This is a genomic window from Paraburkholderia sp. Ac-20347 (assembly GCF_017104805.1).
Lineage (GTDB): Bacteria > Pseudomonadota > Gammaproteobacteria > Burkholderiales > Burkholderiaceae > Paraburkholderia > Paraburkholderia tropica.
On the sequence record NZ_JAAGPN010000338.1, the window covers coordinates 1 to 7,215 of the forward strand.

The window sequence follows — 7,215 nt, forward strand, 5'->3', positions numbered from 1 at the left end:
GATCCCCGGCGGCACGGGCGCGCCCGTGAAGATGCGCGCCGCCGTGCCCGCCGCGAGCGGCTGCGGCGCGTGACCGGCCGGAATGCGCTGCGAGACCGGCAAGCGGCGGCTGCCTTGATGCAGGTCGGCCGCGCGCACGGCGTAGCCGTCCATCGCGCTCGTGTTCATCGGCGGCACGTCGAGCGGCGACACCACCTCGACCGCCAGCACGCGGTTGAGCGCGTCGAAGGTCGAGAGCGTTTCGGTTTGCGTGAGCGGCTGCGCGGCGGCGAGCAAGGTCGCGAGCGCGTCGGCGGTCGAGATCATCGGCGGGCGCGGGGCGCCTGTAGCGGCGTTCGTAGCGGCGCTGGTGCCTGAATTCGGGGCTTGGGGCGTGGACATGGGCGGGATGTTGGGGCGTACGGGACGAGGCGCGATCCGCGGTGCTTGCTGAGCGCTCCGCGCGACGCCTTCGGCAGTGGGTCTGCCGTTATTGTAGCGGCGGGCAGGCGGCATTGCGCCGCGTGCCCTTATGCCGTGAATTCGCCGTGTCCGTTGAGGACTGCGCGCCGCGAGCGGCTCGCGCCCGCGGCGGGTACGGCGGCAGAACCGATCAGTCCTGCGTGTGCGCGGTGATGTAGTCCTTCACCTGCTTCGCGTCGGCGGCCACCACTTCGAAACGCTGCGGCAGCGCCTCCAGGCCTTCGAACGCCGCCGGACGCTCGGCTTCGCGATCGAGCGCTTCGCGGATCGTCTCGCCGAACTTCACCGGCTGCGCCGTTTCCAGCACGATCATCGGCACGCCCGGTTGCAGGTGCTCGCGCGCGACCTTCACGCCGTCGGCCGTATGCGTGTCGATCATCGTCTTGTAGCGCGTAAAGACGTCGCGGATCGTCGCGATACGGTCGTCGTGGCTGCTGCGGCCCGACACGAAGCCGAACTGCTGCACGCGCACGAAGTCGCCGCTCGCCGCGAGATCGAAACCGCCCTTTTCCTCGACGTCGCGGAACAGCTGCGCGACGCGCGCCGGATCGCGGCCCAGCAGGTCATAGACGAAGCGCTCGAAGTTCGAGGCCTTCGAGATGTCCATGCTCGGGCTGGTCGTGTGATACGTCTCGGCCGAGGCGCGCACGCGATAGACGCCGGTGCGGAAGAACTCGTCGAGCACGTCGTTCTCGTTCGTGGCGACCACGAGCTTTTCGATCGGCAGGCCCATCATGCGCGCGATGTGACCCGCGCAGACGTTGCCGAAGTTGCCCGAGGGCACCGTGAACGACACGCGCTCGTCGTTGCTCTTCGTGGCGGCGAAATAACCCGCGAAGTAGTAGACGACCTGCGCCACGACGCGCGCCCAGTTGATCGAGTTGACCGTGCCGATCTTGTGCGCGGCCTTGTACGCGTGATCGTTCGAGACCGCCTTGACGATGTCCTGGCAGTCGTCGAACACGCCTTCCACCGCGAGGTTGAAGATGTTCGGATCCTGCAGGCTGAACATCTGCGCGGTCTGGAACGCGCTCATCTTCTTGTGCGGCGAGAGCATGAACACGCGCACGCCCCTCTTGCCGCGCATCGCGTATTCCGCCGCGCTGCCGGTGTCGCCCGAGGTCGCCCCCAGAATGTTCAGTTGCTGGCCCGCTTTGGCGAGCGCGTACTCGAACAGATTGCCGAGCAGCTGCATCGCCATGTCCTTGAACGCGAGCGTCGGACCGTTCGAGAGTTCGAGCAGCGAGAGCTTCGTGCCGTTTTCCTCGCCGAGCGTGGTGAGCGGCGTGATCTTGCTCGCGTCCTCGCCGTGGCGCACGTTGCAGTACGTCGCGGCCGTGTAGGTGCGGCGCGTGAGCTCGCGCAGGTCGTCGGCGGGAATGTCGTCGCTGAACTTCGAGAGGATCTCGAACGCGAGGTCCGCGTACGAGAGACCGCGCCAGCGCGCGAGTTCTTCCTTGCCGATCTGCGGATACTGCGCCGGCAGATAGAGGCCGCCGTCGCGCGCGAGGCCGCCCAGCAGGATGTCCGAGAACGAATGCTGCTCGCCGGCGCCCGCGCCGCGCGTGGATACGTAATTCATTGCTGGTCCTTGCCTTACCTTAGTTCAGTCCTTCCATGCGCAGCTTCGTCACCGACGACTTCACGGTCGCCAGTTTCTCGATCTGCGCGATCGCCGCGTTGACGTTCTTTTCGAGCGTCTCGTGCGTGATCAGGATGATGTCGGTCTCCGCCTTGCCCTGCGCGTCCACTTCTTCCGACTCCTTCTGCAGCAGCGCGTCGATCGAAATGCCGCTGTCGGCCAGGATGCGCGTGATGTCGGCCATCACGCCGGTCTGGTCGGCCACGCGCAGGCGCAGGTAGTAGCCGCTCGTGACTTCCTCGATCGGCAGGATCGGCGTGTTCGAGAGGCTGTCCGGCTGAAACGCCAGATGCGGCACGCGATGCTCGGGATCGGCCGTATGCAGGCGCGTCACGTCCACGAGATCGGCCACGACCGCCGAGGCCGTCGGCTCCGCGCCCGCGCCCTTGCCGTAGTACAGCGTGGTGCCCACGGCGTCGCCGTGCACGACCACCGCGTTCATCGGGCCTTCCACGTTCGCGAGCAGGCGCTTCGCCGGGATCAGCGTCGGGTGCGTGCGCAGCTCGATGCCCTTCTCCGTGCGGCGCGCGATGCCCAGCAGCTTGATGCGATAGCCGAGTTCTTCCGCGTACTTGATGTCGATGGCGTCGAGCTTGCTGATGCCTTCCACGTAAGCCTTGTCGAACTGCACCGGCACGCCGAACGCGATCGCGCTCATGATCGTGGCCTTGTGCGCGGCGTCCACGCCTTCGATATCGAAGGTCGGGTCGGCTTCCGCGTAGCCCAGTTCCTGCGCGCCCTTCAGTGCGGTCGCGAAGTCGAGGCCGCGCTCGCGCATTTCCGAGAGGATGTAGTTCGTCGTGCCGTTGATGATGCCGGCGATGTACTGGATGCGGTTGGCCGTCAGACCTTCACGCAGCGCCTTGATGATGGGGATGCCGCCCGCCACCGCCGCTTCGAACGCGACCATCACGCCCTTGGCGCGCGCGGCCTGGAAAATTTCCGTGCCGTGCACCGCCAGCAGCGCCTTGTTGGCCGTGACCACGTGCTTGCCGTTGGCGATCGCGCGCAGCACGAGGTCCTTGGCGAGCGCGGTGCCGCCGATCATTTCGGCGATGATCGAAATCGACGGATCGTCGACGACGGCGTTGAAGTCGGTCGTCAGGTCGACGCTGCCGGCTTCGCTGCCGAGCGCCGTGGTGGCCTTGGCCGGATTGCGCACGGCAATGCGCGCGATCTCGATGCCGCGGCCCGCGCGGCGTTTGATTTCTTCCTGGTTGCGGCGCAGTACCGTGAAGGTGCCGCTGCCCACCGTGCCGAAGCCCAAGAGACCTACTTTGATCGGTTCCATGCAGCGTGTGTTCGTCTAAGTGTGTGAAAAGGAAATGCGTTTGCGTGGCGTTTTTCGTGGCGTCTGCGTGACGGGTTGCCGTCGCTCAGGTGCCGTGACGCTGGCGATAGCCGTCGAGGAAGCGCGCGATCCGGTTGATCGAATCGGTCAGGTCGTCGACGTTCGGCAGGAACACCACGCGGAAGTGATCCGGCTGCTTCCAGTTGAAGCCCGTCCCCTGCACGAGCAGCACGCGCTCCTGCAGCAGCAGATCGAGGATGAACTGCTGGTCGTCCTGGATCGGATAAAGCTTCGGGTCCAGACGCGGGAACATGTACAGCGCCGCTTCCGGCTTCACGCAGCTCACGCCCGGAATGGCCGTGAGCATGTTGTACGCGAGTTCGCGCTGGCGATACAGGCGGCCGCCTGGCTGGATCAGCTCGTTGATGCTCTGGTAGCCGCCGAGCGCCGTCTGGATGGCGTACTGGCCCGGCACGTTCGCGCACAGACGCATCGACGCGAGAATGCCGAGGCCTTCCGTGTAGTCCTTCGAGCGGCGGCGGTTTTCGCCCGTCATGCCCGAGAGGAACATCCAGCCCGCGCGGTAGCCGCACGCGCGGTAGCTCTTCGAGAGACTGTTGAGCGTGACCGTGATGACGTCTTCCGACAGCGAGCCGAGCGCCGTGTGCGTCTTGCCGTCGTAGATGATCTTGTCGTAGACCTCGTCGGCGAAAATGATCAGGCCGTGCTCGCGCGCGATCGCCACGAGGCCTTGCAGCAGTTCGTCCGAATACAGCGCGCCCGTCGGGTTGTTCGGATTGATGACGACGAGCGCGCGCGTGTTCGGCGTGATCTTCGCGCGGATGTCGTCGAGATCGGGCATCCACGCGTTCGATTCGTCGCAGATGTAGTGAATGGGCGTGCCGCCCGACAGGCTCACCGCCGCCGTCCAGAGCGGATAGTCGGGCGCGGGCAGCAGCACTTCGTCGCCGTCGTTCAGCAGCGCCTGCATGGCCATCACGATCAGCTCGGACGCGCCGTTGCCGATGTAGATGTCGTCGAGCTCGACGCCCTTGACGCCCTTTTGCTGCGCGTAATGCATGATTGCCTTGCGCGCGGCGAACACGCCCTTCGAGTCCGAATAGCCCGAGGAGCCCGGCAGGTTCAGGATCATGTCCTGAATGACCTCGTCCGGCGCGTCGAAGCCGAACGGCGCCAGATTGCCGATGTTCAGCTTGATGATGCGATGGCCTTCTTCTTCGAGGCGCTTGGCATGCTCGAGCACCGGCCCGCGGATGTCGTAGCAAACGTTCTGCAGCTTGTTGGATTTGAGAATCGGTTTCACGGCGGGCTTTCGGTCTGGGAAACGGTCTTAAGGGGCCAAAAAGGCGGGTCGGGCAATGGCCGGGCGCGGCCAACCGGGTCACTATACAGAGCGGGCCGAACGGCGCACGGGCCGCGAGCCTGTCGAGGCAAGGGGCGAGCGTGGCTGCGGCACGGGCCAACTCCGGCTAACCACGGGAAACTGCGGACATCTTCGGGCAACGTGCCAGTTGCAGCTTGTGACTGCGTTCGCCGGCTGGGTGTGTCCGCTGGGTGTATCCAGACAGGATGTCGCAGGCGGATGGCGCGGATGTGGCGCACGGACTGACGGGCTCGAAGCGGTTCAGGCCGGACCCCGCTGGGGCGACGGCGCGCCGCGGCGGCTAAAAAGCTATAATTTAGCGGATTTTGACCGACTTCCGCAATGCGCAAAGCGCCGTCACGGGCCGTGCCAGGCCACGGGCAGCGGCAGCGTGCGGCGTCCCACGTCCGCGCCGTGCCTGCACCGGCGTGCGCTGTCCGTACTGAGACCTTCGCTGAGACCTTCGCGAGACCTTCCGGAATTCCGTTTTGAAACTACACCAGGACTCCAGCGGCGCCCTGAACACCGTCACCGGTTATGGCGCCGATTACGTCGAGATCAATCTCGAGCGTCATAACGGCAGCATCCTCGTCATGCCCGACTCGCCGGTCCAGCCCTGGCCGGTCAATGCGTTCGACTCGCTCACTCCCGAACTTTTCGCGATGCTGCTGCCGCTCAAGCCCGAAGTCGTCGTGTTCGGCAGCGGCGAACGCCTGCGTTTTCCGCATCCGCGCCTGACCGCGCCGCTGTCGGCCCAGCGCATCGGCGTGGAGGCGATGGATTTCAAGGCCGCCTGCCGCACCTACAACATCCTGATGGCCGAAGGCCGCCGCGTGGCGCTCGCGCTGCTGATCGAAGCCTGACTGACGCCTGGTCGGAACCTGATCGCAACCTGATTGAAGTCCGATCGAGCCCCGGTTCGGCCGCCCGATCGCGCGGCTTTGCGTTCGCCCCTTAAGCTTGCCTTCAGGTACGCTCCCCGTGCCGTAGTACACTTGCGCGCCGCGCGGGCCTGGCGCGTATCCACGCCGCCGCCCGACCGACTGCAACGTTGACAAAAACAGGCTGGAATCCATGAACGATACGCCCTCGCGGCTGCCGCTCAACCGCAGCGCGATCCTGCTTCTGATCGTCGCTCTCGCCGTCATCTGGTTCTTGCCGCTGGGCTGGCGCCATCTGCTGCCGAGCGACGAAGGCCGCTATGCCGAAATGGCGCGCGAAATGCTCGCGACCGGCGACTGGATCACGCCGCGCTACAACGGCTACAAGTATTTCGAGAAGCCGCCGCTGCAAACCTGGATGAACGCGCTGACGTTCGCCTGGTTCGGCATCGGCGAATGGCAGGCGCGCCTCTACACGGCGCTGACCGGCTTCGCCGGCGTGCTGCTGGTCGGCTTCACCGGCGCGCGCGTGTTCAACGCCGCCACCGGCTTCTTCGCCGCCGTCGTGCTCGCCTGCGCGCCGTACTGGAACCTGATGGGCCACTTCAACACGCTCGACATGGCCCTGTCGTTCTGGATGGAGCTCACGCTCTGCGCGCTGCTGCTCGCCCAGCGCCCGAACCTGCCGCGCAACACCGCGCGCCTGTGGATGTGGGTCTGCTGGGGCTCGATGGCGCTCGCCGTGCTCTCGAAGGGCCTCGTCGGCCTGATCCTGCCGGGCGCCGTGCTGGTGCTCTACACGCTGGTCGCGCGCGACTGGGCGCTCTGGAAGCGTCTCTACCTCGTGAGCGGCCTGATCGTGTTCTTCGCGATCGTGTCGCCGTGGTTCGTGCTGGTGCAGGAGCGCAATCCCGAGTTCTTCAACTTCTTCTTCATCGTCCAGCAGTTCCAGCGCTATCTGACGCCCGCGCAGAACCGCCCCGGCCCGTTCTATTACTTCGTGCCGGTGATGCTGGTCGGCTTCCTGCCGTGGCTCTCCGTGAGCGTGCAGAGCGTGCGCCACGCGCTGCGCACGCCGCGCCAGCCGAACGGCTTCGCGCCGGTCACGCTGATGCTGGTCTGGAGCGCCTTCATTTTCCTGTTCTTCAGCGCGTCGCATTCGAAGCTGATTTCGTACACGCTGCCGATCGCGCCGCCGCTCGCGCTCGTCATCGGCCTCTATCTGCCGCTGATGACGAAAAAACAGTGGAATCGCCATCTGATCGGCTATGCACTGCTGGCCGTCGCGCTGATGGCCGGCTCGTTCGCGCTCACGCGCCTCGGCGATTCGCGCAACCCCAACGCGCTCTACCGTGAATACCAGGTCTGGGTGTTCGCCGCCGCCGCGGCCGCTTTCATCGCGACCATGATCGGCCTGCGCCTCGCTCGCGCGAAGAACACGCCCGAGACCGGCGCGCGTGCGCCCGCCGTGGCGCTCGGCACCGCGTGGCTGCTGCTCGCGACCATCGCCGGCACGGGCCACGACGTGTTCGGCACGCTCAGTTCCGGCGCGCCG

Annotated in this window: 5 protein-coding genes and 1 pseudogene; 2 read left to right on the plus strand and 4 right to left on the minus strand. The window is 66.0% G+C overall.

Annotated features, from left to right (window positions below):
• From G3N97_RS34595 to G3N97_RS34610, 4 genes and pseudogenes are all read right to left on the minus strand, one after another.
• A pseudogene (locus G3N97_RS34595) lies at positions 1–306 on the minus strand (molybdopterin molybdenumtransferase MoeA); the annotation flags it as partial.
• A 286-nt stretch (positions 307–592) separates the two neighbouring features.
• Positions 593–2,044 carry a threonine synthase gene (gene thrC / locus G3N97_RS34600; protein ID WP_205997356.1) on the minus strand — a complete coding sequence of 484 codons (1,452 nt, stop codon included), beginning with the start codon at positions 2,042–2,044 and terminating at the stop codon, positions 593–595.
• Positions 2,045–2,063: 19 nt separating this feature from the next.
• On the minus strand, positions 2,064–3,395 hold the full coding sequence (locus G3N97_RS34605) for a homoserine dehydrogenase (protein WP_205997357.1): 1,332 nt from the start codon (positions 3,393–3,395) through the stop codon (positions 2,064–2,066).
• Positions 3,396–3,480: 85 nt separating this feature from the next.
• The gene (locus tag G3N97_RS34610; RefSeq protein WP_065060069.1) at positions 3,481–4,719 is read right to left on the minus strand and encodes a pyridoxal phosphate-dependent aminotransferase; all 1,239 of its coding nucleotides are present in this window, start codon (positions 4,717–4,719) and stop codon (positions 3,481–3,483) included.
• Positions 4,720–5,267: 548 nt separating this feature from the next.
• Here G3N97_RS34610 and G3N97_RS34615 point away from each other — a divergent pair.
• Entirely contained in the window at positions 5,268–5,642 is a 375-nt protein-coding gene (locus G3N97_RS34615; protein ID WP_205997358.1) for an Mth938-like domain-containing protein, read from the plus strand.
• A gap of 211 nt (positions 5,643–5,853) precedes the next feature.
• Positions 5,854–7,215 (plus strand): glycosyltransferase family 39 protein (locus G3N97_RS34620; protein WP_205997359.1); only part of this gene is annotated, 1,362 nt, incomplete at its 3' end.

Coding starts and splice junctions, on each gene's coding strand:
- thrC (WP_205997356.1), bottom strand. CDS start 2,044: ATGAATTACGTATCCACGCGCGGCGCGGGCGCCGGCGAGCAGCATTCG.
- G3N97_RS34605 (WP_205997357.1), bottom strand. CDS start 3,395: ATGGAACCGATCAAAGTAGGTCTCTTGGGCTTCGGCACGGTGGGCAGC.